The sequence below is a fragment of the Pseudomonas sp. W2-17 genome, from assembly GCF_041060445.1.
Classification (GTDB): Bacteria; Pseudomonadota; Gammaproteobacteria; order Pseudomonadales; family Pseudomonadaceae; genus Aquipseudomonas.
The window spans coordinates 162,535-188,368 of sequence record NZ_JAUFNS010000012.1 but is presented as its reverse complement, the minus strand read 5'-3'; the positions used below and the strand labels follow the sequence as shown (position 1 = coordinate 188,368).

21 protein-coding genes and 3 tRNA genes are annotated in these 25,834 nt (G+C 60.1%); 18 read left to right on the top strand and 6 right to left on the bottom strand.

The genetic code is table 11. The annotated features are described in order from the left end of the window. Positions 1-271 (top strand): hypothetical protein (locus tag QWI20_RS16870; RefSeq protein ID WP_369306410.1); only part of this gene is annotated, 271 nt, incomplete at its 5' end. Here the strand turns inward: QWI20_RS16870 and acnB are convergent. Next, positions 268-2,877 carry a bifunctional aconitate hydratase 2/2-methylisocitrate dehydratase gene (gene acnB, locus QWI20_RS16865; protein WP_369306409.1) on the bottom strand — a complete coding sequence of 870 codons (2,610 nt, stop codon included), beginning with the start codon at positions 2,875-2,877 and terminating at the stop codon, positions 268-270. The genes QWI20_RS16870 and acnB overlap by 4 nt on opposite strands. A gap of 402 nt (positions 2,878-3,279) precedes the next feature. On the opposite strand from acnB, the gene QWI20_RS16860 reads away from it, so the two are divergent. From QWI20_RS16860 to QWI20_RS16835, 6 genes are all read left to right on the top strand, one after another. Beyond that, the gene (locus tag QWI20_RS16860; protein ID WP_369306408.1) at positions 3,280-3,753 is read left to right on the top strand and encodes a DUF1289 domain-containing protein; all 474 of its coding nucleotides are present in this window, start codon (positions 3,280-3,282) and stop codon (positions 3,751-3,753) included. Positions 3,754-3,872: 119 nt separating this feature from the next. Beyond that, positions 3,873-4,481: a tRNA-(ms[2]io[6]A)-hydroxylase gene (locus QWI20_RS16855; RefSeq protein WP_369306420.1), complete on the top strand. Its 609-nt coding sequence runs from the start codon at positions 3,873-3,875 to the stop codon at positions 4,479-4,481. 145 nt (positions 4,482-4,626) lie between these two features. Beyond that, positions 4,627-5,100 carry a MarR family winged helix-turn-helix transcriptional regulator gene (locus QWI20_RS16850; protein ID WP_369306407.1) on the top strand — a complete coding sequence of 158 codons (474 nt, stop codon included), beginning with the start codon at positions 4,627-4,629 and terminating at the stop codon, positions 5,098-5,100. Beyond that, the gene (locus tag QWI20_RS16845) at positions 5,097-6,593 is read left to right on the top strand and encodes an efflux transporter outer membrane subunit (protein WP_369306406.1); all 1,497 of its coding nucleotides are present in this window, start codon (positions 5,097-5,099) and stop codon (positions 6,591-6,593) included. The genes QWI20_RS16850 and QWI20_RS16845 overlap by 4 nt, the downstream gene beginning before the upstream one ends. A 10-nt stretch (positions 6,594-6,603) precedes the next feature. Continuing rightward, a complete protein-coding gene (locus QWI20_RS16840; RefSeq protein WP_369306405.1) occupies positions 6,604-7,893 on the top strand; it encodes an HlyD family efflux transporter periplasmic adaptor subunit in 1,290 nt (429 codons plus the stop codon). Positions 7,894-7,962: 69 nt separating this feature from the next. Next, complete coding sequence (locus tag QWI20_RS16835) at positions 7,963-9,495, top strand: DHA2 family efflux MFS transporter permease subunit (RefSeq protein WP_369306404.1); 1,533 nt, start codon at positions 7,963-7,965, stop codon at positions 9,493-9,495. Between the two features lie 213 nt (positions 9,496-9,708). Here the strand turns inward: QWI20_RS16835 and QWI20_RS16830 are convergent, their stop codons facing one another. Both QWI20_RS16830 and QWI20_RS16825 read right to left on the bottom strand, forming a co-directional pair. Beyond that, complete coding sequence (locus QWI20_RS16830) at positions 9,709-10,461, bottom strand: UDP-2,3-diacylglucosamine diphosphatase (protein WP_369306403.1); 753 nt, start codon at positions 10,459-10,461, stop codon at positions 9,709-9,711. Further along, positions 10,458-10,961: a peptidylprolyl isomerase gene (locus QWI20_RS16825; RefSeq protein WP_369306402.1), complete on the bottom strand. Its 504-nt coding sequence runs from the start codon at positions 10,959-10,961 to the stop codon at positions 10,458-10,460. Before QWI20_RS16825 ends, QWI20_RS16830 begins: the two co-directional genes overlap by 4 nt. Positions 10,962-11,236: 275 nt before the next feature. On the opposite strand from QWI20_RS16825, the gene QWI20_RS16820 reads away from it, so the two are divergent. Next, the gene (locus tag QWI20_RS16820) at positions 11,237-12,934 is read left to right on the top strand and encodes a glutamine--tRNA ligase/YqeY domain fusion protein (protein WP_108121399.1); all 1,698 of its coding nucleotides are present in this window, start codon (positions 11,237-11,239) and stop codon (positions 12,932-12,934) included. A 10-nt stretch (positions 12,935-12,944) separates the two neighbouring features. Further along, the gene (gene cysS / locus QWI20_RS16815; RefSeq protein WP_369306401.1) at positions 12,945-14,327 is read left to right on the top strand and encodes a cysteine--tRNA ligase; all 1,383 of its coding nucleotides are present in this window, start codon (positions 12,945-12,947) and stop codon (positions 14,325-14,327) included. Positions 14,328-14,639: 312 nt separating this feature from the next. On the opposite strand, the gene QWI20_RS16810 is transcribed toward cysS, so the two are convergent. Then, positions 14,640-16,505, bottom strand: coding sequence for a sigma-54-dependent Fis family transcriptional regulator (locus QWI20_RS16810; protein WP_369306400.1), 1,866 nt, complete (start codon positions 16,503-16,505; stop codon positions 14,640-14,642). A 355-nt stretch (positions 16,506-16,860) separates the two neighbouring features. On the opposite strand from QWI20_RS16810, the gene QWI20_RS16805 reads away from it, so the two are divergent. Genes QWI20_RS16805 through QWI20_RS16780 form a run of 6 tightly spaced genes read left to right on the top strand, consistent with a single transcriptional unit; the run spans position 16,861 to position 22,914 of the window. After that, complete coding sequence (locus QWI20_RS16805) at positions 16,861-17,955, top strand: ABC transporter ATP-binding protein (protein ID WP_074892082.1); 1,095 nt, start codon at positions 16,861-16,863, stop codon at positions 17,953-17,955. Next, positions 17,955-19,085, top strand: coding sequence for an ABC transporter ATP-binding protein (locus QWI20_RS16800; RefSeq protein WP_369306399.1), 1,131 nt, complete (start codon positions 17,955-17,957; stop codon positions 19,083-19,085). The genes QWI20_RS16805 and QWI20_RS16800 overlap by 1 nt, the downstream gene beginning before the upstream one ends. Then, the gene (locus QWI20_RS16795) at positions 19,078-19,944 is read left to right on the top strand and encodes a carbohydrate ABC transporter permease (RefSeq protein ID WP_133776582.1); all 867 of its coding nucleotides are present in this window, start codon (positions 19,078-19,080) and stop codon (positions 19,942-19,944) included. The genes QWI20_RS16800 and QWI20_RS16795 overlap by 8 nt, the downstream gene beginning before the upstream one ends. A 27-nt stretch (positions 19,945-19,971) precedes the next feature. After that, positions 19,972-20,772, top strand: a complete 801-nt coding sequence (locus tag QWI20_RS16790) for a carbohydrate ABC transporter permease (RefSeq protein WP_074892149.1) — start codon at positions 19,972-19,974, stop codon at positions 20,770-20,772. Positions 20,773-20,783: 11 nt separating this feature from the next. Next, positions 20,784-21,056, top strand: a complete 273-nt coding sequence (locus QWI20_RS16785; protein WP_037013651.1) for a DUF2160 domain-containing protein — start codon at positions 20,784-20,786, stop codon at positions 21,054-21,056. Between the two features lie 52 nt (positions 21,057-21,108). After that, complete coding sequence (locus QWI20_RS16780) at positions 21,109-22,914, top strand: ABC transporter substrate-binding protein (RefSeq protein WP_369306398.1); 1,806 nt, start codon at positions 21,109-21,111, stop codon at positions 22,912-22,914. Positions 22,915-23,003: 89 nt separating this feature from the next. Here the strand turns inward: QWI20_RS16780 and folD are convergent, their stop codons facing one another. Further along, a complete protein-coding gene (gene folD / locus QWI20_RS16775; protein WP_369306397.1) occupies positions 23,004-23,858 on the bottom strand; it encodes a bifunctional methylenetetrahydrofolate dehydrogenase/methenyltetrahydrofolate cyclohydrolase FolD in 855 nt (284 codons plus the stop codon). A gap of 310 nt (positions 23,859-24,168) precedes the next feature. Here folD and QWI20_RS16770 point away from each other — a divergent pair. From QWI20_RS16770 to QWI20_RS16760, 3 genes are all read left to right on the top strand, one after another. Continuing rightward, positions 24,169-24,245 (top strand) — tRNA-Arg (locus QWI20_RS16770). Between the two features lie 59 nt (positions 24,246-24,304). Then, positions 24,305-24,380: transfer RNA gene (locus QWI20_RS16765), tRNA-His, on the top strand. Between the two features lie 56 nt (positions 24,381-24,436). After that, positions 24,437-24,521: transfer RNA gene (locus tag QWI20_RS16760), tRNA-Leu, on the top strand. A 145-nt stretch (positions 24,522-24,666) separates the two neighbouring features. Here the strand turns inward: QWI20_RS16760 and QWI20_RS16755 are convergent. Continuing rightward, on the bottom strand, positions 24,667-25,452 hold the full coding sequence (locus QWI20_RS16755; RefSeq protein ID WP_369306396.1) for a cyclopropane-fatty-acyl-phospholipid synthase family protein: 786 nt from the start codon (positions 25,450-25,452) through the stop codon (positions 24,667-24,669). Positions 25,453-25,834 lie beyond the last annotated feature (382 nt).

Below are 25,834 nucleotides of genomic sequence, written 5' to 3'. Positions count from 1 at the left end.
GTGGGCCGAGCCGCATGGATGCGGCGAGAGCGCCGTCAGGACATGGATGTCCGTTCGGCGCGGGCCCACGGAGCGAGACCGGAGTGAAGGAACCCTGACGAAGGAAGGGCCTAACCAGGAGCAGGCACTTTTGCTTACTTTTGGTGCTTTCAAAAGTAAGTCGCCGAAGGCGAAACAGTCTGCCCCCAGGCAGACGCCCTTGATCTTAAAAACACAGAACAAAAAAAACCCCGCCGAAGCGGGGTTCTCTCAACGCGGTCTCAGCTATTAAGCCTGAACAACCGGGATATTAGCGTTCGCTGCAGCCTCACGGAACTCCGCGATCTGATCGAAGCTCAAGTAGCGGTAAACATCGGCAGCCATGCTGTCGATCTTGCCCGCGTACTCCATATACTCCTCGACCGTCGGCAGACGACCCAGAATCGACGCCACAGACGCCAACTCAGCCGACGCCAGATACACGTTCGCCCCATCACCCAAACGGTTCGGGAAGTTACGGGTCGACGTCGACACCACGGTCGAATTCGGCTCTACACGTGCCTGGTTACCCATGCACAGCGAACAGCCCGGCATTTCCATGCGCGCGCCAGCCTTGCCGTAAATGCCGTAGTAGCCTTCCTCGGTCAGTTGATGAGCGTCCATCTTGGTCGGCGGCGACAGCCACAGACGCGTAGGAAGCTGACCCTTGACCTGATCCAGCAACTTGCCCGCAGCGCGGAAGTGGCCGATGTTGGTCATGCACGAACCGATGAACACTTCGTCGATCTTCTCGCCGGCAACGCTGGACAGCAGACGCGCGTCGTCCGGGTCGTTTGGCGCGCAGAGCACAGGCTCTTTGATGTCGGCCAGATCGATCTCGATGATTTCTTCGTACTCGGCATCAGCGTCCGCAACCATGAGCTCCGGATTGGCAACCCAGGCTTCCATCGCTTGAGCACGACGTTCCAGAGTGCGCGGATCGCCATAACCCTGTTCGATCATCCAGCGCAGCAGGGTGATGTTCGAGTTCAGGTATTCGGTGATCGACTCTTTCGACAGCTTGATCGTGCAACCTGCGGCGGAACGCTCGGCCGAGGCGTCGGACAGCTCGAATGCCTGCTCGATGCTCAGGTTGTCCAGGCCTTCGATTTCCAGGATGCGACCCGAGAAGGCGTTCTTCTTGCCCTTTTTCTCGACGGTCAGCAAACCCTTCTGGATCGCGAAGTAAGGAATCGCATGAACCAGGTCACGCAGGGTGATGCCCGGTTGCATCTCGCCCTTGAAACGGACCAGGATCGACTCCGGCATGTCCAGTGGCATCACGCCGGTGGCCGCCGCGAACGCAACCAGACCGGAACCGGCCGGGAACGAAATCCCCATCGGGAAGCGGGTGTGCGAGTCACCACCGGTACCGACGGTGTCCGGCAGCAGCATGCGGTTCAGCCAGCTGTGGATGATGCCATCGCCCGGACGCAGGGAAACGCCGCCGCGGGTCATGATGAAGTCAGGCAGCGTGTGGTGGGTGGTCACGTCGATCGGCTTTGGATAGGCCGCGGTGTGGCAGAACGACTGCATCACCAGATCGGTCGAGAAGCCCAGGCACGCCAGGTCTTTCAGTTCATCACGGGTCATTGGACCGGTGGTGTCCTGGGAGCCGACGGTGGTCATCTTCGGTTCGCAGTAGGTGCCAGGACGCACACCTCTGCCTTCCGGCAGACCGCATGCCTTGCCCACCATCTTCTGCGCCAGGGTGAAACCTTTGCCGGTGTCGACAGGGGCTTCAGGCAGCTTGAACAGGTCGGTTGGGCCAAGACCCAGCTCAGCGCGCGCCTTGTCGGTCAGGCCACGGCCGATGATCAGAGGAATACGACCGCCCGCACGGACTTCATCGAGCAGCACCGGGGTCTTCAGTTCGAAGGTGGTGATGACTTCTTCGCTGTCGTGCTTGCAGACTTTGCCAGCGTACGGGTAGACGTCGATCACGTCGCCCATGTTGATGTTCGAGACATCGAATTCGATTGGCAGAGCGCCGGCATCTTCCATCGTGTTGTAGAAGATCGGGGCAATCTTGGTGCCGAAGCAGAAACCGCCAGCGCGCTTGTTCGGTACGTTCGGGACGTCGTCGCCGAAGAACCACAGCACCGAGTTGGTTGCCGACTTGCGCGAAGAACCGGTGCCGACCACGTCGCCAACGTAGGCGATAGGGAAACCCTGGCCGCGCATTTCTTCGATCTGTTTCATCGGGCCGATGGAGCCCTGAACGTCAGGCACGATGCCTTCCCGGGCCATTTTCAACATGGCGAGGGCGTGCAGCGGGATGTCTGGACGCGACCAGGCATCAGGCGCAGGCGACAAGTCGTCGGTGTTGGTTTCGCCGGTGACTTTGAAGACCCGCAGGCTGATCTTCTCGGCCAGGGTCGGACGCTTGCGGAACCACTCGCCGTCAGCCCAGGACTGCAGGACGCCTTGGGCGATTGCATTACCGTTTTTGGCTTTTTCAGCGACGTCGTGGAAAGCGTCGAACATCAGCAGGGTGTGCTTGAGTTGGTCGGCAGCGACCTGGCCCAATGCAGCGTCGTCCAGCAGGTCGACCATGGTCACGATGTTGTAACCGCCCTGCATGGTGCCGAGCAGCTCTACAGCGTGTTTACGGTCCAGCAGAGGGGAGGTGACTTCGCCCTTGGCCAGAGCGGACAGGAAACCGGCTTTGACGTAGGCAGCTTCGTCAACGCCCGGTGGAACGCGATTGGTGATCAGATCAAGCAGGAAAGCTTCTTCGCCAGCCGGTGGGTTTTTCAGCAGCTCGACCAGGCCTGCGGTTTGTTCGGCGTTAAGCGGCTGGGGCACGATACCCAGGGCGGCACGCTCTTCGATGTGTTTACGGTAGGCTTCAAGCACAGTATTACCCTCATCAGTGGTCCCAAATGGGTGTCCGGGACGCTCATCCAGAGAAGGTCCGCATCGGCGCGCTCGAACTTTTTAAAGTTTCTTGGCAGGAAGCTGACGATCTCCAACAGAAGCTGTTTTCAAAGTTTTACGCCTGCATGATCGGTCGGGGGAGGGGACGTAAGCGAACTTACGTCGGACCGGACTGCGGGGCGGGCCTTCGTAAAAGGCCCTGACTGTGCTCGTGACGCTTTGAAAACAGCTTCCAACGGACATTGGCGCCTTAAAAGGCCCGGTGATTCTACGGTAAAAAACCGCTGAAGGTAAGTTAGCCCCTACAGGTTGAAGGGTGTACCTCGTTAGACAAAGGGCTAACATGCCGGCTTGTTTCGTTCGCCGCCGTGTTGCTCCGTCATGCCCAATCAAATCATCAAAACGCCCTGCGTGGGCCTGTGCTCCACCGTCTACGGGGACCTCGTGTGCCGGGGATGCAAGCGCTTCCACCACGAAGTGATCCACTGGAACGGCTACGACGAAGAGGCAAAGCGCGCTGTCTGGCTGCGCCTGGAACAGTTGCTGGTGCAAGTGATGGCAGGCAAAGTCGAGGTGTTCGACCCGGCCAGGCTGCGGCTGCAACTGGAGCAACGCAAAATCCGTTTCGTCCCGCACCAGTCCGAATATTGTTGGGCGTACCAGCTGATTGCCCGTGGGGCGCGGGTGATCAACCAGCTGGACGCCTACGGCATGGTGCTGCTGCCGGAATTTCGCGACTGGTCACTGCCTGAACTGCGCGATGCCATTGATCGGGAATTCTTCCTGCTGTCCGAAGCGCACTACGAGCGCTACATCGCGCCCGGGTTCCTCAAGGATGCGATGGGCACGGTTTGATCGTGACGTGACCCTCGCACCCGTGCGGTAAATCCTGCGCTTTTCATCTGCGCAGGCTGGCTCTGCCCGTCAGGCTCCGTATAATGCTGCGCCTTGCCCAGCCAGCCATCCGTGAAACCATGCAGATCTATCCAGAAATCGACGCCTTCCTGCTTTGCCCCACGCCCGACAGTTGGGTTCAGGCCGCCTTGCAGAATCTGGATATCCTGCTGATCGATCACGCCAACAATGAAAAGAAGGCCGCCGGTGCGGCATTTCAGTTCATGTTCCAGTACAACGACAAGTTCGACCTGCTGGCCAAGATGTCGCGGCTGGCGCGCGAAGAGCTGCGTCACTTCGAGCAAGTGATCGGCATCATCAAGAAGCGCAACATCCCGATGGCCAACATCAGTTCGGCACGGTATGCCGGGTCTCTGCGCAAACTCGTGCGCACCCACAACCCCTATCGCCTGACCGACGCGCTGGTCGTCGGCGCCATCGTTGAAGCCCGCTCGTGCGAACGTTTCGCTGCGCTGGTGCCGCATCTGGACGAAGACCTGTCGAAGTTCTACGCCAGCCTGCTCAAGTCCGAAGCCCGGCATTTTCAGGATTACCTGAAACTCGCCTACACCTACGGCACCGAAGCGGACGTCGACGCCAAGATCGAAGAAATCCGCCTGGCCGAGCGCGAGCTGATCCTGAGCCCGGATGAAGATTTCCGCTTCCACAGCGGTGTGCCGGCGCTCTAAGACCTCTCTCTCAATCCCCCCATTTAGAAGGCGAACCACGTTCGTCCGAATTCGTGCACCTTAAATATTGTTTCATTGTGTGTTTACTGCCTAGGCAGTAAGATCTGTTCCATTCACTGCCTAAGCAGATAATGGGTGGCTATCAATGGCGCATTTCACTCCTGAAAATTTTCACGACAGTCTGCTGGGCATGTTGCTGGGCCGGACTGAACAGCTGAAAAACCGCATCCTCGACCGGCATCTCGAGCCCCACGGCGTCACCGCGCAGCAGTTCAAAGTGCTGGTGATGATCGCGCGTTTCTGCGCTGAGACCCCGGCCGACATCTGCCGCATGTTGAACCTCGACAGCGGTTCGATGACCCGTATGCTCGACCGTCTGGAGCAGAAAAACCTGCTGTCCCGCGCGCGCTCGGAATCTGATCGGCGTCAGGTGCAACTGGTGCTGACCGAGGAAGGCAAGGCGCTCTCCGACCTCTTGCCGGAAATCGGCGCACACGCAATGAACGAGATGGTCGGCGTGCTGGAAGACAACGAGCTGCTGGCGCTGGAAAAGACTCTGACGAAAATTCTGGTTGCCTCGGGCGACCCCATCACGATTGCCCGGATCGCCGAACAATGAGCATTCACCTTCAGCGGGGCTCGACCCTGCGCACGTCCCTGAGCCTGATGTTCGTGGCGCTGGTGCTGGCCGGTTGCGCCAGTTCCAAAGGCCTGAAAACCGAGGCCGTCGGCATCGATGCCAACAGTCTGCAGACCGCTCAAAGCCTCAACGGCATCACCCTGTCACCGGCCGCCTGGCCGAAGCGCGACTGGTGGACCAGCCTGGGCGATCCGCAACTCAATAACCTGATCACCGAAGCACTGCGCGACAGCCCGGACATGCAGATTGCCGCGGCCCGCACCCATCAGGCGACCGCGCAGGCCTATGCCGCCGACGCCGAACGCATGCCGACCGTGGATGCCGACGCCAGCGTCAGCCGTTCGCGCCTGGCCCGCGACCAGGACCCGACCGGGGCAGGCGGGCGCTACAGCACCTTGCGCAGCCTGAGCGCCGGCTTCAATTACAACTTCGACCTGTGGGGCGGCCAGCGTGCGGCCTGGGAAGCAGCATTGGGCCAGGCCCGTGCCAGCGAAGTCGATCAGCAAGCAGCGCAATTGACCCTCGCCGCCGACGTCGCCCGCGCTTACAGCGACTTGGGCCAGGCCTACATCGTTCGTGACCTGGCGGCCGAAGACCTCAAGCGCACGCGGCAGTTGCTTGACCTCGGCTCGCGGCGCTTCAAGTCGGGCATCGACAGCGAGTACCAGTACGAGCAGACCCAAAGCCTGGAAGCCAACTCCCGCGAGTCGTTGGCGGACGCGGAAAAAAGCCTGCGCAGCGCCAAGATCCAGCTGGCCGTGCTGATGGGCAAGGGCCCGGACCGCGGCGAACAACTGAGTCGGCCTGCGGTGCTGCAACCTGCTGTCGTGGCCCTGCCTTCGGTGGTGCCTGCGGAGTTGCTGGGCCGTCGCCCGGATCTGGTAGCCGCGCGCTGGCGGGTTGAAGCGGCGAGTAAAAACATCGACGTCAGCAAGACCAACTTCTACCCGAACCTCAACCTGAGTGCGTCGGCAGGGGTGGAGTCGCTGCTGGGTGATGCGATGTTCGGCTCGGCCAGTCGCTTCTTCAACGTCGCGCCGACGGTGTCGCTGCCGATTTTCGACGGCGGTCGTCGCCGTGCCGACCTGGATGCGCGGGACGCCGACTATGACCTCGCCGTGGCGCAGTACAACAAGACGCTGGTCCGGGCGCTGGGGGATGTCAGCGATGGCATCGGTCAGTTGCGCGACATCCGCCGTCAGATCGAGGCGCGCCAGCAGGCGACCGACGTGATTCAGAAATCCTACGACACCGTCGTCCAGCGCTACTCCTCGGGGATCGGCAACTACCTGGACGTGCTGAGCGTCGAGCAACAACTGCTGCAATCGCAACGCCAACAGGCTGATCTCAACGCGGAACGAATCGATCTTTCGATCCAGTTGATGCAGGCCCTCGGGGGAGGCTTCGAAGACAGCAAGCCCGGCGACAACGCCGCCCCGGTCGTCCCGTCAACTGCTTCGCTGACTCATTAAGGTAATCGTCATGGCCACTGCCACTACCGACAACAACGCTACAAACGAAGAAAAGGACGTCAATGCATCGGCGTCTGACAAGGCCGCTGACCAGCCCACCGACAAATCAGCTGACAAAAGCGCCGAGCAGACCAAACCGACCAAGAACCCGCGCAAGCGCAAGCTGCTGTTGCTCGGCCTGCTGCTGATCGTGGTGCTTGGCGTAGTGGGCGTCTGGGCCTGGTACGAAATGTACGGTCGCTGGAGCGAGAGCACCGACGATGCCTATGTAAACGGCAACGTCGTGGAGATCACCCCGCAAGTCACTGGCACCGTGGTCAGCATCGGCGCTGACGACGGCGATCTGGTCCGCGAGGGGCAGGTGCTGGTGCAGTTCGACCCCAATGACGCCGAAGTGGCGCTGCAAAGTGCCGAAGCCAATCTGGCAAAAGTCGTGCGTCAGGTGCGTGGTCTGTACAGCAATGTCGACGGCATGAAAGCGCAACTGGCGGCTCAGCGCGCCGAAGTGCAGAAGGCCCAGGACAACTACAACCGTCGTCGCAGTCTGGCGGCGGGCGGGGCGATTTCCCAGGAAGAGCTGTCCCACGCCAAGGATGACCTGACCAGCGCGCAGAATGCGTTGGCCAACATCCAGCAGCAACTGGCAACCAGCACTGCGCTGGTGGATGACACTCAGGTGTCCTCGCACCCGGACGTCAAAGCCGCTGCCGCTCAACTGCGTCAGGCCTACCTGAGCAACGCACGCAGCACGCTGATCGCGCCGGTCACCGGTTACGTCGCCAAGCGCACCGTGCAGCTGGGCCAGCGGGTTCAGCCGGGCACTGCGCTGATGGCGGTGATCCCCCTCGACCAGCTGTGGATCGACGCCAACTTCAAGGAAACCCAGCTCGGCCAGATGCGCATCGGCCAGCCGGTGGACATCGAAGCCGACCTGTACGGCGGCGACGTCAAATACAGCGGCACCGTGGACAGCGTCGGCGCCGGTACCGGCAGTGCGTTTGCGTTGCTCCCCGCACAGAACGCCACCGGTAACTGGATCAAGATCGTCCAGCGTGTGCCGGTGCGGATTCACATCAACGCCGACGAGCTATCGAAGCACCCGCTGCGCATCGGCCTGTCGACCACCGTTGACGTCAACCTGCACGACCAGAGCGGTCCGGTGCTGGCGCAGCAACCGCCGAAGCAGCCGCTGTTCACCACCGACGTCTACGCCAAGCAACTGGCCGACGCCGACACGATGATTGCCCGCGTGATCCACGAGAACAGCGCGTCAACCGGCGGCAAGACAGCCCAGCGCTGATTCGCCAATCCATCTGCCACGGCCTGTGTGTACAGTCCGTGGTGATCTTCGAGTGTCAAAGGATTCGCGATGAGTACTAACGCTCCCGCTTCTTTTACGCCGCCAAGCCTGTTGCTGACCACCATCGGCCTGTCGCTGGCGACTTTCATGCAAGTGCTCGACACGACCATCGCCAACGTAGCGTTGCCGACCATCTCCGGCAACCTCGGCGTGAGCTCGGAGCAGGGCACGTGGGTCATCACCTCGTTCGCGGTCAGTAACGCCATCGCGCTGCCGCTCACCGGCTGGCTGAGCCGGCGGTTCGGTGAGGTGAAGCTGTTTCTGTGGGCGACGTTGCTGTTCGTGACCGCCTCGTTTCTCTGCGGCATTTCCACTTCGATGCCTGAGCTGGTGGGCTTCAGGGTTTTGCAGGGCATGGTTGCCGGGCCGTTGTACCCGATGACGCAAACGCTGCTGATCGCGGTTTATCCCCCTGCGAAACGGGGGATGGCATTGGCATTGCTGGCGATGGTGACGGTTGTGGCGCCGATTGCCGGGCCGATTCTCGGCGGCTGGATCACCGACAGTTACAGCTGGCCGTGGATCTTTTTCATCAACGTGCCGATCGGGCTGTTCGCGGCGTTCGTCGTGCGTCAGCAGATGGCCACACGCCCTGTCAGCACCAGTCGCCAGCCCATGGATTACGTAGGGCTTATCACGCTGATCATCGGCGTGGGTGCCCTGCAGATCGTGCTCGACAAAGGCAATGACCTGGATTGGTTCGAGTCGAACTTCATCATCATCGGCTCGGTGATTTCAGCCATTGGCCTGGCGGCATTCATCATCTGGGAAATGACCGATGATCACCCGGTGGTCAACCTGCGGCTGTTTGCGTTTCGCAACTTTCGCTACGGGACGATCTGTCTGGTAGCGGGCTACGCGGGGTTCTTCGGGATCAACCTGATTCTGCCCCAGTGGCTGCAAACGCAGATGGGTTACACGGCGACCTACGCAGGGCTGGCGGTGGCGCCACTCGGGGTGCTGCCGGTATTGATGTCGCCCTTCGTGGGACGTTACGCGCATAAATTCGACTTGCGCCTGCTCGCCGGTCTCGCGTTTCTGGGGATTGGCCTGAGTTGCTTCATGCGGGCAAGCTTCACCAGTCAGGTGGATTTCGAGCACATCGCCCTGGTGCAGTTGTTTATGGGGGCGGGCATTGCGCTGTTCTTCATGCCGACCTTGAGCATCCTGCTCTCCGACCTGCCGCCGTCGCAGATCGCCGACGGCTCCGGGCTGGCGACGTTCTTGCGCAACTTGGGCGGCAGCTTCGCAGCCTCATTGACCACCTGGATCTGGATCCGCCGCGCCGATCAGCACCATGCCTATCTGAGCGAAAGCGTGAACGCCTACGAGCCGACGACGCGGCACGCGCTGGAGACGCTGGGTGGGGCGAGCAATCAGGCGTATGCACAGCTCGATTCGATGGTCACCAGCCAGGCTTACATGATGTCCACGGTGGACTACTTCTACATGATGGGCTGGGTGTTCCTGTCGCTGATCCTGATCATCTGGCTGGCCAAGCCGCCGTTTACGGCGAAGGCGGCGCCTGGGGGAGGGCATTGATATTGGGGCGGGTGGGCCGAGTGCAGGGTAAGCACCATCGTCCAGATCGCCGCGCTTTTGAGCTGCAAACACAATCCTTGTGGGAGCGACCGGGGTGGCGCTCCACCTTGCTCACGAAGACGGTATTTCAGCCGCTGAAGATTCAGCGGATGTACCGGCCCCTTCGCGAGCAAGCTCGTTCCCACAGGTTCTGCGTCCGACAGTAATTCGTGGTCAGCCCTGACATACCGGCAACTCCGACTCTGCCTCAAACGCAAACGACTCCAGATGAAAGCCCGATTCATCGATCCGCAGCAACCACCCCTCGCGATCCCAGTCCCCCAGCACAATGCGCTGCGCCGTGGTCTCACCCAGTTGAACGTCGTGAACCGCAGGGCGGTGGGTGTGGCCGTGAATCAGCGTCTTCACGCCAGACTCGTTCATCACGCGCGGCACTTCTTCGGGCGTGACGTCGACAATGTCGTTGGCCTTCATCCGCGTCTGCGCACGGCTTTCGCTGCGAAGCTTGCGCGCCAGCTTGTGCCGTGTGCTCAGCGGCAGATGCCGCAGCACCCATAGCGTGAGCGGGTGGCGCAGGTAACGGCGCATGCGCATGTAGGCTTCGTCCCGCGTACACAGGCTGTCGCCGTGCATCAGCAGCACCGGTTCGCCATTGAAATTCACGACGCTCGGGTCCTTGAGCAGCGTGCAGCCGGCGGCTTTGCAGAACGCCTGGCCGATCATGAAGTCGCGATTGCCATGCATCAGGAACACCCGGATGCCGCTGTCGCTCAGTGCCCGCAGCGCCTGGCAAATCGAGCGCTGAAAAGGGGACATGGCGTCATCGCCAATCCAGGCTTCGAAGAAATCCCCAAGGATGTACAGCGATTCAGCCTCGCGCGCGCGCCCATTCAGCAGGTCGAGAAACGCCCGGGTAATGTCCGGGCGTCCTTCCTCCAGGTGCAGATCGGAGATCAGCAATATCACTCAATGATCTCGGCTTTCTCGACGATCACGTCTTCGGCCGGCACGTCCTGATGACCGGCCTTGGACGTGGTGGCGACGCCTTTGATCTTGTCGACCACGTCAGTGCCTTCGACGACGTCAGCGAACACGGCGTAACCCCAACCCTGCACGGTCTTGGCGCTGTGATTGAGGAAGCCGTTGTCGGCGACGTTGATGAAGAACTGCGCCGAGGCTGAATGGGGCTCCATGGTGCGGGCCATGGCCACTGAGTACTTCTTGTTCGGCAGGCCGTTGTCGGCTTCGTTCTGGATGCTCGGGCGCTTGTCCTTCTTCTCTTTCATGCCGGGCTCGAAGCCGCCGCCCTGGATCATGAAATTGCCGATCACGCGGTGAAACACGGTGTTTTCGTAGTGGCCGGCTTTGACGTATTCGATGAAATTGGCGACGGTGAGCGGCGCCTTTTCTGCGTTAAGTTGCAGAACGATTTCACCGTGGTTGGTGGTCAGCTTTACTTTCGACATGGTCAGCTCGCTCTTTGAAGTCGTGGTGGGAGGCAGTGGTCGCGGCAGTCGGCCATCGGCATGCGAGGCCAGTCCAGCGGATTCACCCCAGGCGCGCAGTTTACAGAGGGTAGCCGTTGCTCGGGTAGTTGCGATTGAGCTGCAGGTTCCGCCGCTGACCGGGCGCCCATCTCGGCAGTTTTGTCACAGCGCGCTGTCAGGGGCTTGACAGCTTCGGCTATGATAGGCGCTTTGATTTAACCGGCCTTCCTGGCCGCGACCCGTACAAGGATCCTATGAGCAAGCCCACTCAAGATGCCGCTGCGAATTCCAAGGCAGGCCCTGCCATTCCAACCAACTTCCTGCGCCCCATCGTGCAGGCAGACCTGGATTCGGGCAAGCACACCCAGATCGTGACCCGCTTCCCGCCGGAGCCCAACGGCTACCTGCACATCGGTCATGCCAAGTCGATCTGCGTCAACTTCGGTCTGGCTCAGGAATTCGGCGGCGTCACGCATCTGCGCTTCGACGACACCAACCCGGCGAAGGAAGACCAGGAATACATCGACGCCATTGAAGCCGACGTCAAATGGTTGGGTTTCGAGTGGTCCGGCGAAGTGCGTTATGCCTCGCAGTACTTCGACCAGTTGTACGCCTGGGCGGTCCATCTGATCGAAACGGGCAAGGCCTACGTCGATGACCTGACCCCCGAGCAGGCTCGCGAATACCGCGGCACCCTGACCGAACCGGGCAAGAACAGCCCGTTCCGCGATCGCAGCGTCGAAGAAAACCTCGACCTGTTCAGCCGCATGAAAGCCGGTGAGTTCGAAGACGGCGCCCGTGTCCTTCGCGCCAAGATCGACATGGCCTCGCCGAACATGAACCTGCGCGATCCGATCCTCTACCGCATTCGTCACGCCCATCACCACCAGACCGGTGATAAATGGTGCATCTACCCGATCTACGATTTCACCCACGGTCAATCGGACGCCATCGAAGGCATCACCCATTCGATCTGCACCCTGGAATTCGAGAGCCATCGCCCGCTCTACGAGTGGTTCCTCGACAACCTGCCGGTGCCGTGCAAGCCGCGCCAGTACGAGTTCTCGCGCCTGAACCTGAACTACACCATCACCAGCAAGCGCAAGCTCAAGCAACTGGTGGATGAAAAGCACGTGCATGGCTGGGACGATCCGCGCATGTCGACGCTGTCGGGTTTCCGCCGTCGCGGTTACACCCCGGCGTCGATCCGCAATTTCTGCGAAATGATCGGCACCAACCGTTCCGACGGCGTGGTCGATTTCGGCATGCTGGAATTCAGCATCCGTCAGGACTTGGACCACAACGCTCCGCGCGCCATGTGCGTGCTGCGTCCGCTGAAAGTCGTGATCACCAATTACCCGGAAGGCCAGGTCGACCACCTCGAACTGCCCCGCCATCCGCAGAAGGAAGAACTTGGCGTGCGCAAGCTGCCGTTCTCCCGCGAGATCTACATCGACCGCGACGACTTCATGGAAGAGCCGCCGAAGGGCTACAAGCGCCTGGAGCCAAACGGTGAAGTGCGCCTGCGTGGCAGCTACGTGATTCGCGCCGACGAAGCGATCAAGGACGCCGACGGCAACATCGTCGAGCTGCGTTGCTCCTACGACCCGGAAACCCTGGGCAAGAACCCTGAAGGCCGCAAGGTCAAAGGCGTTGTGCACTGGGTGCCGGCAGCGGAAAGCATCGAATGCGAAGTGCGTTTGTACGACCGTCTGTTCCTGTCGGCAAACCCTGAGAAAGCAGAAGAGGGCAAGACCTTCCTGGACAACATCAACCCGGGCTCCTTGCAGGTCCTGACCGGTTGTCGCGCTGAACCGTCGTTGGCTGACGCTCAGCCGGAAGACCGTTTCCAGTTCGAACGCGAAGGCTATTTCAGCGCGGATCTGAAGGACTCGAAACCCGGTCATCCGGTCTTTAACCGGACTGTGACGCTCCGCGATTCGTGGAGCTAAGGTAGGCAACGTGCTTTCTATCTACAACACGCTCAGCAAGACCAAAGAAGTCTTCAAACCGCTGGATGGCAACAAGGTGCGCATGTACGTCTGCGGGATGACCGTGTACGACTACTGCCACCTGGGCCACGGCCGCAGCATGGTAGCGTTCGACGTCGTCACCCGCTGGTTGCGTTTCAGCGGCTACGACCTGACCTACGTGCGCAACATCACCGACATCGACGACAAGATCATCAACCGCGCCCGTGAAAACGGCGAGGCGTTCGACGCGCTGACCGCGCGCATGATCGACGCGATGCACGAGGACGAAGCGCGCCTGAACATCCTCAAACCGGACATGGAACCGCGCGCCACCGATTACATCGGCGGCATGCACGACATGATCCAGCGCCTGATCGACAAGGGCTATGCCTACGCACCGGGCAATGGCGACGTGTACTACCGCGTCGGCAAATTCCTCGGTTACGGCAAGCTGTCGCGCAAGAAAATCGAAGACCTGCGCATCGGTGCGCGGATCGAGGTCGACGAAGCCAAGGACGACCCGCTGGATTTCGTGCTGTGGAAAGGCGTCAAGCCGGGCGAACCGAGCTGGGAATCGCCGTGGGGCGCCGGGCGTCCGGGCTGGCACATCGAATGCTCGGTGATGTCCACCTGCTGCCTGGGTGAGACCTTCGACATTCATGGCGGCGGCAGCGACCTGGAATTCCCGCACCACGAAAACGAGATTGCCCAGAGCGAAGCCGCGACCGGCAAGACCTACGCCAACGCCTGGCTGCACTGCGGCATGATCCGCATCAATGGCGAGAAGATGTCCAAGTCCTTGAACAACTTCTTCACCATTCGCGACGTGCTGGATAAATACCACCCGGAAGTGGTGCGTTACCTGCTGGTGTCGAGCCACTACCGCAGCGCGATCAACTATTCCGAAGACAGCCTGAAGGAATCCAAAGGCGCGCTGGAGCGGTTCTATCACGCGCTCAAAGGCTTGCCGGTCGCCGAGCCTGCGGGGGGTGAAGCGCTCGTCGAGCGGTTCGCGGCAGCCATGAACGACGACTTCGGGACGCCGGAAGCCTGCGCTGTGCTGTTCGAGATGGTCCGCGAGATCAACCGTCTGCGCGACAGCGATGTCCAGGCAGCGTCGGGGTTGGCGGCGCGTCTGAAAGAGCTGGCCAGTGTGTTGGGCGTGTTGCAACTGGAAGCCGACGACTTCCTGCGCGCCGGCGCCGAAGGGCGAGTGGATGCCGCCGAAGTCGAAGCCTTGATTGCCGCACGCCTGCAGGCGCGCGCTGACAAGAACTGGGCTGAAGGCGACCGCATCCGCGATCAACTCACCGCCATGGGCGTGGTGCTGGAAGACAGCAAGGGCGGCACGACCTGGCGCTTGGCGGATTGATCAGCCGCGCACACGGTTGATGTGGGAGCGACCGGGGTGGCGCTCCACCTTGCTCGCGAAGGCAGCTTTTCAGCCAATGAAGATGTAGCGACTGTACCCGCCTCTTCGCGAGCAAGCTCGCTCCCACAGGTTATCTGTCACCCGTTACATCCGCGGTGATTGTTGATGATCGTTCCCGCGCTCCGCGTGGGAATGCATCACTAGACGCTCCGCGTCCTCTCTGACGCGGAGCGTCGCGGGCGGGGTTACCACGCGGAGCGTGGGAACGATCACCGGGGGGCTGCGGGCCATCCCGCTAGCGACAAACCCCAATCAAAACCCCTGTTCCCGCAGCCGCTTGTACAGCGTGTTCCGGCTCACCCCCAAGCGCTTCGCCAGCTGCGAGATATTCCCGCCTGCCGCCTGCAACAACTCACTCAGCTCCTCCGGCGTGTCCAGCGCAGCTTTGCGGTTGAACACTGTCTCGGGCTCGACGCGTTCACACCCCATCGCCAGGTCCGCAAAAAAGTCTTCCGGCAGATGCTCGGTGGAAATTGGCTGATCGTCGGCCAACGCCAACGCCACCTGAATCACATTACTCAACTGCCGCAGATTTCCCGGCCACGGGTGCCGTTCAAACAGCTCCATCACCTGCGGCTCGAAGCCCGCTGTCTGCTGCGGTTCGCGGTGCTGTTCCCAAATGGCACGCACCAGCGCGGGTTTATCGCTGCGATCCCGCAACGGCGGCAACTCCAGGTTCAGGCCACTGATGCGGTAGTACAAATCCTGACGAAACCGCCCGTTCTGCACATGCTCGCGCAGTGAACAATGGGTCGCGGAAATTACCCGGATGTCCACCGGGTACAACTCGCTGCTGCCCACCGGTTGCACGCACCGTTCCTGCAACACCCGCAGCAGACGCGCCTGGACCGGCAGCGGCATATCGCCGATCTCGTCGAGAAACAGCGTGCCTTTGTCCGCCTTGCGGATCAGCCCGATGCTGCCTTTATGGTGAGCCCCGGTGAACGCGCCTTTTTCGTAGCCAAACAGTTCCGCCTCGACCAGTTCCGACGGGATCGCCGCGCAGTTCACGGCAATCATCGGCTGATCGGCGCGGGAGCTGGCGCGGTGCAGGGCTTTAACGAACACCTCCTTGCCAACGCCCGTTTCACCGAGGATCAACAGCGGGACGTTCTTCTCCAGCAGTCGCTGACCCTGGCGCGCCGCTTTCTCCACACGCTCATCCCCCAGACCCGGCTCAATGGCGCCAACAGTGGTCGACCGGGACACAACCGGTACTTGCACCGGAATCGGCACCGGTACTGTTCTGAGCTTGAGCACCGGCGCCTTCGGCCGCTTCAGCACGCAATGAAAACGGTTGTGGCCAGAAGCCTGAAGCGGGAAGGGCTGGCCTTCCATTTGATCCAGCAGGTCGGTGATCGGCGCCTTGAACAGGTTTTCGATGTTGGCGTTGAGCAGGCTGACGCCCAGTAGATTGTCGGCGCGGCGGTTGGCGCAGAGCACCCGGCCGCTTTCGTCGAACACCAGCAGCCCGGCCCACTGGCTGTCGAGGTTGTTCAGGCCGGTGTTGAACACCAGCTGGAAATGGCTGTGCTGGAACTGGTCGAGGATCAGCCGGTTTTCGATGGTCTGGCCCATCATCTTGACCATCCCAAGGGTGTGGGAGGGCGGCAGGAAGCTGTCGCTGGACACATCGAGCACCGCGATCATCCGCCGTGACGCATCAAAAATCGGCGCCGCCGACCCGGTCATGAAACGGTTGGCCTTGAGAAAGTGTTCATCGTGTTCAATGTGAACAGCCTGTTCACACGCCAGGGCCGTGCCGATGGCATTGGTGCCGGCGCCTTGCTCCAGCCAACTGGCCCCGGCGACGAAACCCGGCTGCTGATCTGGCTCGACGAAGCGCTTGTTGCCCCAGGAATTGAGCACCTGGCCCTGCTGATCGGCGAGCAGGATCAGGCAATTGGAATTGCTCAGGATGTTCTCGTAGAAGGGCAGCACCTGCTGATGGGTGGTCTGCACCAGTGAATGATGGCGCTCGAGCAGTTGCGAAACCTGAAGATCGGGCAGGCGACCGAAGGACGGGCGTGACTGGTGGTCGAGGCCGAACTCGCGGCAACGGGCCCAGGAGTCCTGAATAATGCTGTCGTGGCTGGGGGATGCGCCTGCTGTGGCCATGAAATGGCTCCGTCCGAGTACTTTTATTTATTGTTGTCGAGATGCCGCGAGGCAGAGCATCCCTGCTCGAAAACGTCCACCCATTGTTGTTCAGGATTGTTCAAAGTCAATGTTCATTTTGTTCAGGTGTTCAGCCTTTCCTGTTCATTTATGTTCATCAACGAATGCCGAGCTGTGCGGCAAATTGTCGCAACCGCTCTAGTCCGCGTATTCCAGCCAGAATGCGCCTGATCGGGCCGGTTGGCACGATTGTCGCTATCCAACAAGCGGTCAGCACAATCGGTCAACGGATGTCACGACCTGCCATACGGCACACACGCAACACCCCGAACAAAACAAATAAAAAGGGCACGCCATGTCTCTCACGCTTGAGCACGTCAGCCGCGCCGTCGACGGTCAGATCTGGATCGACGATGCTTCGCTGAGCTTTGAACCCGGCTCATTCAACGTATTGCTGGGGCGCACCTTATCAGGCAAAACCAGCCTGATGCGCTTGATGGCCGGTCTGGACAAGCCAGACAGCGGCCGGGTACTGATGAATGGCAAAGATGTCACCCAGGTCGCGGTGCGTCATCGCAACGTCTCCATGGTTTATCAGCAGTTCATCAACTATCCGAGCATGACCGTCTACGACAACATCGCCTCGCCGCTGCGCCAGGCCAAGATGTCGAAGGACGAAATCGACCGCCGCGTTCGCGAAACCGCGAAGATGCTGCGCATCGAAAAATTCCTCAGCCGTCACCCCCTCGAGTTGTCCGGCGGCCAGCAGCAGCGCACGGCCATGGCGCGGGCGCTGGTCAAGGACGCCGAGCTGATTCTGTTCGATGAGCCGCTGGTCAACCTCGACTACAAGCTGCGCGAAGAGCTGCGTCAGGAAATGCGCCAGCTGTTCGAAACGCGCAATACCATCGCCATCTACGCCACCACCGAGCCGAACGAAGCGCTGGCGCTGGGCGGGACCACCACGATTCTGCACGAAGGCCGCGTCATCCAGAGCGGCCGGACGCCCGAGGTCTATCACCAGCCGAAAACCGTGCTGGCCGCCGAGCTGTTCTCCGAGCCGCCGATCAACCTGATGCCAGGCCGCATCGAAGGCAACGAAGTGAGCTTCGCCAACTTCGTGCACTTCCCGCTCAATGTTGACCTGCGCACCATCGGCGACGGCGAGTACCGCTTTGGCGTGCGCCCGAGCCACCTGAGCCTGGTGCCGTCCAACGACGACGATCTCGAACTGGCGGTGACCGTCGAGCTCGCCGAGATCAGCGGTTCGGAAACCTTCCTGCACGTGCGCAACGAGCATTTCTCGCTGGTGCTGCATTTGCCGGGCGTCCATGAGTACGACGTGGACACGCCGATTCGCGTGTACATCCCGACTCACAAACTGTTCGTATTCGATCAGCAGGGCGGCCTGATTCAGGCGCCGGGCCTGCGCATGGCGAGGGTTGCCTGATGGCCGAGATCCGCTTGCAACAACTCGCGCACAGCTACAGCGCCAATCCGACCGGCCCTGAAGACTATGCCATCCGCGAAATGACCCACATCTGGGAGCAGGGCGGCGCTTATGCCTTGCTCGGCCCGTCCGGCTGCGGCAAGTCGACCCTGCTCAATATCATCTCCGGCCTGCTCAGCCCGTCTGAAGGCAAGGTCCTGTTCGACACCACCGTGGTCAACGACATGTCGCCGGAAGAGCGCAACATCGCTCAGGTTTTCCAGTTCCCGGTGGTCTACGACACCATGACGGTGTACGACAACCTCGCCTTCCCGCTGCGCAATCAGGGCATGCCGGAAGCGAAAGTGAAGATCAAGGTGCAGGAAATCGCCGACGTGCTGGACCTGCAGCCGTTGCTGAAGAAGAAAGCCAAAGGCCTCACTGCTGACGAAAAACAGAAAGTCTCCATGGGCCGCGGGCTGGTTCGCGATGACGTCTCGGCGATTCTGTTCGACGAACCGCTGACCGTGATCGACCCGCACCTGAAGTGGAAGCTGCGCCGCAAGCTCAAGCAGATTCACGAGCAGTTCAACATCACCATGGTCTACGTCACCCACGATCAGTTGGAGGCTTCGACCTTCGCCGACAAGATCGCGGTGATGTACGGCGGCCAGATCGTCCAGTTCGGCACCCCGCGCGAACTGTTCGAAAAACCGCACCACACCTTCGTTGGCTACTTCATCGGCAGCCCCGGCATGAACCTCATCGAGGTCAAGCCTGAAGCGGGCGGCGTCGGGTTCGGCGGCATTCATTTGCCGTTGTCCGACGCCTTGCAGCAGCGCCTTGCAGCCACTCAGTGGAGCACGTTGAAAGTCGGGATTCGTCCCGAGTTCGTGCACGTCTGGGACGGCCCGGTCGATGACGCCATGCAGGCCGAAGTGACCTACGTCGAGGACCTGGGGACCTACAAGATCCTCACCCTGAAACTGGCCGGCCAGCTGTTGAAAGTGCGTGTGCAGGAAGACAAGCCGGTGCCCCAGGGCCAGGCCTGGATCAGTTTCCCTGCGCAATGGCTGATGCTCTACGCCGATGAATTTCTGCTGGAGGCCGCGACGAACACACTGCCGGCCAGCGAGGTGTCCCATGACTAAAGTGCAAAACAACAAGGCCTGGTGGCTGGTGCTGCCGGTGTTCCTGCTGGTGGCGTTCAGCGCCATCATCCCGATGATGACCGTGGTCAACTATTCGGTGCAGGACATCTTCGACCAGTCCAGTCGTTACTTCGTCGGCGCCGACTGGTTCCGGCAAGTGCTGCAGGACCCGCGCCTGCATGACTCGCTGCTGCGCCAGTTCATCTACTCCGCCTGCGTGCTGCTGATCGAAATCCCGCTGGGCATCGGCATCGCCCTGACCATGCCGACCAAGGGACGCTGGTCCTCGCTGTGCCTGATCGTCATGACCATTCCGCTGCTGATCCCCTTCAACGTGGTTGGCACCATCTGGCAGATCTTCGGCCGTGGCGACATTGGTTTGCTCGGGTGGATCCTCAACGATGTGCTGGGCATCAGCTACAACTACGCGGCCAATGCGTCGGACGCCTGGGTGACCGTGCTGGTGATCGACGTCTGGCACTGGACCTCGCTGGTGGCGTTGCTGTGCTATTCGGGTCTGCGCGCCATTCCGGACGTGTACTACCAGGCGGCGCGAATTGATCGGGCGTCCAACTGGGCGGTCTTCCGACACATCCAGCTGCCGAAGATGAAGAGCGTGCTGCTCATCGCCGTGATGCTGCGCTTCATGGACAGCTTCATGATCTACACCGAGCCGTTCGTGCTTACCGGTGGCGGTCCGGGCAACTCGACGACCTTCCTCAGCCAGACCCTGACGACCATGGCGCTCGGCCAGTTCGACCTGGGCCCTGCGGCGGCGTTCTCGCTGGTGTATTTCCTGATCATTCTGTTGGTGTCGTGGGTGTTCTACACCGCCATGACCCACAGCGAAAAGAACTGAGGAGCGCCCATGAACAAGCGCGAGAAAGTGTCGTTCAAAAAGCTCATACCGCTGTGGATCTACCTGCTGTTTCTGCTGGTGCCGATCTACTGGCTGGTCAACATGTCGTTTAAGACCAACACCGAAATCCTCGGCGGCCTGACCCTGTTCCCACAGGACTTCACGCTGGCGAACTACAAGGTGATCTTTACCGACGAAAGCTGGTACAGCGGCTACATCAACTCGCTGTACTACGTCTGCCTGAATATGGTGATATCGCTGAGCGTCGCATTGCCTGCGGCCTACGCGTTTTCACGCTATCGTTTCCTCGGCGACAAACACCTGTTCTTCTGGCTCCTGACCAACCGGATGGCGCCACCTGCGGTTTTCCTGCTCCCATTCTTCCAGCTGTATTCGTCCATCGGCCTGTTCGATACGCACATTGCGGTAGCGTTGGCACACTGCTTGTTCAACGTGCCGCTGGCGGTGTGGATTCTGGAAGGCTTTATGTCTGGCGTTCCCAAGGAAATTGACGAAACGGCCTACATCGATGGCTATAGCTTTCCCAAGTTCTTCGGCAAGATTTTCATCCCGCTGATTGGCTCGGGCATCGGTGTCACGGCGTTCTTCTGCTTCATGTTCTCCTGGGTCGAGTTGCTGCTGGCGCGGACGCTGACCTCGGTCAACGCCAAGCCGATCGCAGCGGTCATGACCCGTACCGTTTCGGCCTCGGGGATCGATTGGGGGGTGCTGGCAGCGGCGGGGGTGTTGACCATTCTGCCGGGCATGCTGGTTATCTGGTTCGTTCGTAATCACGTGGTCAAGGGCTTCGCTCTTGGTCGTGTCTGAGGAGTCGAAAAATGGAGTGGATGTCCTGGACCCTGCCAACTGCTATTTTCTTTGCCTCCATCGCGGCGATTCTGGTTGCGATGACGGCTTGGGAACTGCGTTCGGCGAGCATTGAACGTCGTGGTTTTCTACCGATTGCCACCACACGCGGCGATCGTCTGTTCATCGGCCTGCTCGGAAGTGCCTACCTGCATCTGCTGGTCATCGGCGCGACGAGCTGGAATATCTGGGTGGCCTCCGGGTTGTCCCTGGTTTGGCTGTTGGTGGTAATGCGTTGGGGTTGAGAAGGTTTAAGCGAAACGCGGGATCACATAAGAATCAACACAAGAGGTGTCTATGTTCAATAAGAAAAACAAGCTGCGACATAGTGTGACGGTAGCGACGATGGTAATGCTCAGTGGCTTGAGCGTGTCGGCCTGGGCTGATCAGTACGAGGATGCGGCCAAGAAGTGGGCCGACAGCGAGTTCAAGCCGAGCACGCTCTCCGATGCCGAGAAACTCAAGGAACTGGAGTGGTTCATCAAGGCCGCCGAGCCGTTCCGCGGCATGGACATCAAGGTGGTTTCCGAAACCTTGACCACCCATGAATACGAATCCAAAACCCTGGCCAAGGCGTTCACCGAAATCACCGGCATCAAGGTCACCCACGACCTGCTGCAGGAAGGCGACGTGATCGAGAAGCTGCAGACCGCCATGCAGTCCAACCAGAGTATCTATGACGGCTGGGTCAACGACTCCGACCTGATCGGTACGCACTTCCGCTACGGCAAGGCGATGTCTCTGACAGACCTGATGGCCAGCCCGGAAGGGGCGAAAGTCACTTCTCCGACGCTCGACCTGAAGGACTTCATCGGTACCTCGTTCACCACTTCGCCTGAAGTCAAAGACGCGTCCGGCAAAGTCATCACGCCGGCCAAGCTGTATCAACTGCCTGACCAGCAGTTCGCCAACCTGTACTGGTTCCGCGCCGACTGGTTCGAGCGTCCTGACCTGAAAGCCAAATTCAAGGCCAAATACGGCTACGAGCTGGGCGTTCCGGTGAACTGGTCCGCCTATGAAGACATCGCCAAGTTCTTCAGCGAAGACGTCAAAGAGCTCGACGGCAAGAAAGTCTACGGCCACATGGACTACGGCAAGAAAGACCCGTCCCTGGGCTGGCGCTTCACCGATGCCTGGTTCTCCATGGCCGGCAGCGGCGACAAAGGCTTGCCCAATGGTCTGCCGGTCGACGAGTGGGGCATTCGCGTAGAAGACTGCCACCCGGTCGGTTCGAGCATCACCCGCGGCGGCGACACCAACGGCCCGGCCGCTGTGTACGCCACTCAGAAGTACATCGACTGGCTCAAGGCCTACGCGCCGCCTGAAGCAGCGGGCATGACGTTCTCCGAATCCGGCCCGGTGCCGTCCCAGGGTAACGTCGCTCAGCAGATCTTCTGGTACACCGCTTTCACCGCTGACATGACCAAGCCAGGTCTGCCGGTCATGAACGCCGACGGCACGCCGAAATGGCGGATGGCGCCATCGCCAAAAGGTCCTTACTGGAAAGAGGGCATGAAGCTGGGTTATCAGGACGTGGGCTCCTGGACCTTCCTCAAGTCCACCGAAGAGAAGAAACGCCTGGCCGCCTGGCTTTACGCGCAGTTCGTGACGTCGAAATCCGTCTCGCTGAAGAAAACCATCGTGGGCCTGACGCCGATTCGTGAATCGGACATTAACTCCAAAGAGATGACCGAGCTGGCGCCGAAACTCGGTGGTCTGGTGGAGTTCTACCGCAGCCCGGCCCGCGTGCAATGGTCGCCTACCGGCACCAACGTTCCGGATTATCCGAAACTGGCTCAGCTGTGGTGGAGTCATGTGGCTGAAGCCGTTACCGGCGAGAAAACCGCGCAGGCGGCCCTCGACGGTCTTGCCAAGGATCAGGATGCAATCATGACCCGCATCGAGCGCTCCAAGGTTCAGGAACCAAGCGGTTGCGCGCCGAAGATGAACCCGGAGACCTCGGCCGAAGAGTGGTACACCAAGGCCGAGAAGAGCAACGGTGCATTCCTCGCGCCACAACGCAAACTGGCCAACGAGAAACCGAAGGGCGAAACCATCGCTTACTCGGACCTCTTGAAGAGCTGGGAAGCCGCGAAGAAGTAACCTGCACGCTTCTACGTTCGGCGCATAAAAAAACGGCACCCTCGGGTGCCGTTTTTCATGTGCGCGCTTTGGGCTCGGGGCTTGGGAAATCAGCCGTGAAGCGTCTCAGCCGCATACAGCGTGTTTTCCAGCAGGCAGGCGCGGGTCATCGGGCCGACGCCGCCTGGCACCGGCGTGATCCAGCCGGCGCGGGACAGGGCGGTTTCGTACACCACATCGCCCACCAGCTTGCCGTCATCCTGACGGTTGATGCCGACGTCAATAACGATGGCGCCTTCCTTGATCCACTCACCCTTGACCAAGCCCGGCTTGCCCGCTGCCACGACCACCAGATCGGCGCGACCGACGTGTCCGGCCAGATCCTGGGTGAAACGATGGGTCACGGTCACGGTGCAGCCCGCCAGCAGCAGCTCCATCGCCATCGGACGGCCGACGATGTTGGAAGCGCCCACGACGACTGCGTCCTTGCCGTACAGATCGACACCGGTGCTTTCCAGCAGGGTCATGATGCCCTTGGGCGTGCACGGGCGCAGCAACGGAATGCGCTGGGCCAGCCGGCCCACGTTGTAGGGGTGGAAGCCGTCGACGTCTTTATCCGGGCGGATGCGCTCCAGCAGGCTGGAGGATTCCAGATGCTCGGGCAGCGGCAGTTGCAGCAGGATGCCGTCGATGGCCGGGTCGTCATTGAGGTGATCGATCAGATCGGTCAGTTCGGTCTGGGTGGTTTCACTGGGCAGGTCATAGGCCTGGGAGATGAAGCCGACCTCTTCGCAGTCTTTGCGTTTGTGCGAGACGTAAACCTGAGAGGCGGGGTCGCTGCCGACCAGAATCACCGCGAGGCCGGGCGTGCGCAGGCCTTGCTCGCGACGCTGGGCGACTCGTTGGGCGATCTGCTGGCGCAGGTTGGCTGCGATCGCTTTGCCGTCTATTAGTTTTGCAGTCATTACGCGTGATTAACCATCGGAAGGGGAGGGAAAAAGAGCGCGCATTCTCGCATGACCTGACGCAAGGGCAAAGACGGTTGGTCCGCTTAATAAGCTAAGCCCTTTAATTAACTGAATTTTTTAGAAAAAAGTGTTGACGACCTTTTGGACCGTCTATAAGATTCGTCGCACTTGTCGGGCACAACCCCACACAGGATAAGCCGGAAGCGGCGGATCAAGTCGAAAGGTTGAATAAGTCAGGTAGAGTTAAGATCGGCTCAGCGTGATTGAAAGCTCTTAATTTGCAGTCTCACGAAGGCAAATGAAATAAGTGCCCGTAGCTCAGCTGGATAGAGCATCCGCCTTCTAAGCGGATGGTCGCAGGTTCGAGTCCTGCCGGGTGCGCCATTAGGCAGCTTTGGCACAAGTAGCATTCAGTTTGAATGCGTCGGTTACAACGCAATATGGTGGGCGTAGCTCAGTTGGTAGAGCACGGGATTGTGACTCCCGTTGTCGAGGGTTCGATCCCCTTCGTCCACCCCATATTCGAAAAGGCGCCAGATTCATAATCTGGCGCCTTTGCTTTAAGCGCTTCAAACGCGGATGTGGTGGAATTGGTAGACACACTGGATTTAGGTTCCAGCGCCGAAAGGTGTGAGAGTTCGAGTCTCTCCGTCCGCACCAGTTACAACTCTCGCAATACCTCGGGTGTTGAGGGATGAAAGAAAGCCGCCTTGTGCGGCTTTTTTTTCGTCTTGAACAACCGCCTGGCAGGCTGGGTGAGCCGGACCCCGCAGCCCTGCCCAGTCCTGGTGTCAGCGGAAGCCGGTCAGTAAGGTTTGCGGATAATCAGGCCAATGGAAGTGGTGGTGTAGCCCTGAAGTTGAAGCTTGAGATGGACATGTTGCTTATAGGGAGGCAGATCAACGTGATAGTCGAGCGGGCTGGTCCCCATGTTCCAGTCCATGTCCGCAACCTTGTAGCCGTCATCGGTCAGTTGATCGATCAGTAATTGAATGTCCTTCCTGCGGAAGATGACCGTGGGTCCTTCTTCAATCGTGTCGTCATCTGAACAGACATTGAACTCCGTGGTGTGTACTGCAAGGCCGCCAGGCTTCAAGACCTTCATGGAGTTTCTGACAAAGTCCAGACCGTGTTGAATGCTCCCCAGGTGCTCGAAAGCACATGACGACCAGTTGAAATCAAATCTGCCCTCATACGCTGAGGGGATATTGTTCATGTCGGCGAATTCGAAGCTGACAAGCCTGTTGAACTCGGCTTCGTTACAGAGCTTGCGCTCGTTCAGTGATGCTTTGTTCTCTGCGTGCTCATTATTGATGAGCCAGCCTTTTTCAACGGCTTCGCCTGTGTCCAGATCTGTGGCAAGGATCTTCACGCCTTTGCTGGCGAAGGCCGATGCTAGTGGTTCCGAGCCGACAGCGAACCCGAGCCCCTCCTGGCCAGGCTGCAGAAATCCATTGCAGCGCAGCGCCTCCGCCGCGAAGACCCACTCCCATATCTTGCGATGCATATGGTTAGGTGTCCCGAAGAAAGCGGCCCAATCCTGATAGAGCCTGGAAGCGAGTTTTTCCTGCGTACAAAGTTGTGACTTCATGTCCGTTCCCTGGCTGTTTGTTTTACCTGGATCAATGCTAGTCCGCATTTTAAGTAATGGGTTGCTGAAGCAGCGTCGTTGGCGGTTTTTCGGTAAAAAGCGAGCCGCCCACGCGTGGCAGTTCCTGCTGAGAGTGGCGTGATTGCTGGCGCCGCAGTTGAGAGCGCCGTCCGGCGTTTTTGACGTTGCAGGGTGTTGAGTTGCCGATGCTGTGAATGGGGAGGTTGATCGGCGGGTAGTGTTGCGAGCGCCATTCTCCCGAGGCCTGGTCGACAGTCGGCGCAAATGGCTTTCCTTTATATGGGTGGTCTCGGGCCCGTCCCAACGCGTTTGTGGCTGCAATCGGCACTGATCGCGCGCCCTGTGAATCATTTCACTGTAT

Coding starts and splice junctions, on each gene's coding strand:
- QWI20_RS16860 (WP_369306408.1), top strand. CDS start 3,280: ATGCCCAATCAAATCATCAAAACGCCCTGCGTGGGCCTGTGCTCCACC.
- QWI20_RS16855 (WP_369306420.1), top strand. CDS start 3,873: ATGCAGATCTATCCAGAAATCGACGCCTTCCTGCTTTGCCCCACGCCC.
- QWI20_RS16850 (WP_369306407.1), top strand. CDS start 4,627: ATGGCGCATTTCACTCCTGAAAATTTTCACGACAGTCTGCTGGGCATG.
- QWI20_RS16845 (WP_369306406.1), top strand. CDS start 5,097: ATGAGCATTCACCTTCAGCGGGGCTCGACCCTGCGCACGTCCCTGAGC.
- QWI20_RS16840 (WP_369306405.1), top strand. CDS start 6,604: ATGGCCACTGCCACTACCGACAACAACGCTACAAACGAAGAAAAGGAC.
- QWI20_RS16835 (WP_369306404.1), top strand. CDS start 7,963: ATGAGTACTAACGCTCCCGCTTCTTTTACGCCGCCAAGCCTGTTGCTG.
- QWI20_RS16825 (WP_369306402.1), bottom strand. CDS start 10,961: ATGTCGAAAGTAAAGCTGACCACCAACCACGGTGAAATCGTTCTGCAA.
- QWI20_RS16820 (WP_108121399.1), top strand. CDS start 11,237: ATGAGCAAGCCCACTCAAGATGCCGCTGCGAATTCCAAGGCAGGCCCT.
- QWI20_RS16810 (WP_369306400.1), bottom strand. CDS start 16,505: ATGGCCACAGCAGGCGCATCCCCCAGCCACGACAGCATTATTCAGGAC.
- QWI20_RS16805 (WP_074892082.1), top strand. CDS start 16,861: ATGTCTCTCACGCTTGAGCACGTCAGCCGCGCCGTCGACGGTCAGATC.
- QWI20_RS16800 (WP_369306399.1), top strand. CDS start 17,955: ATGGCCGAGATCCGCTTGCAACAACTCGCGCACAGCTACAGCGCCAAT.
- QWI20_RS16795 (WP_133776582.1), top strand. CDS start 19,078: ATGACTAAAGTGCAAAACAACAAGGCCTGGTGGCTGGTGCTGCCGGTG.
- QWI20_RS16785 (WP_037013651.1), top strand. CDS start 20,784: ATGGAGTGGATGTCCTGGACCCTGCCAACTGCTATTTTCTTTGCCTCC.
- QWI20_RS16780 (WP_369306398.1), top strand. CDS start 21,109: ATGTTCAATAAGAAAAACAAGCTGCGACATAGTGTGACGGTAGCGACG.
- folD (WP_369306397.1), bottom strand. CDS start 23,858: ATGACTGCAAAACTAATAGACGGCAAAGCGATCGCAGCCAACCTGCGC.
- QWI20_RS16755 (WP_369306396.1), bottom strand. CDS start 25,452: ATGAAGTCACAACTTTGTACGCAGGAAAAACTCGCTTCCAGGCTCTAT.